Raw genomic sequence first — 388 nt, forward strand, 5'->3', positions numbered from 1 at the left:
CTTTCACTTCGTTTAGAAGAGGGGGATTCCTAAGTAAAGAGTTCTATCGAACTCTAATTTATTAGGCTATCTCCACAGTCCTTGCGGTTAGAAGCCTTATCGCTTCATTCTTTAGATTGATACTTGCGTTAATATCCCTATCATGGTGTGTACGACAAGAAGGGCAGTCCCATTTACGTAGGTTTAGATTTTTAACGTCTTTGTTTTGATATCCACAACAAGAACATAATTGGCTNNTTCTTTAACATATTCGATACTTGCAAATCCTCTATACCGATAACATCGTGGTTTTTGATGATTTCAGTCGAGATTTTGTCCAAGTAATCTTTTCTAGCATTCGTCATGTATTCATGAATTCTAGCTACTTTTACTCGTTGTTTATTCCAGC

General features: G+C 36.5%; 1 pseudogene. It reads right to left on the reverse strand.

Features of this window, described 5'->3' with window-relative positions:
• Positions 1–61: 61 nt before the first annotated feature.
• Positions 62–388: pseudogene (locus COI75_RS19470) on the reverse strand (zinc ribbon domain-containing protein); the annotation flags it as partial.

It is taken from the genome of Bacillus cereus (assembly GCF_002564555.1).
In the GTDB taxonomy this organism is placed as follows: Bacteria; Bacillota; Bacilli; order Bacillales; family Bacillaceae_G; genus Bacillus_A; species Bacillus_A cereus_K.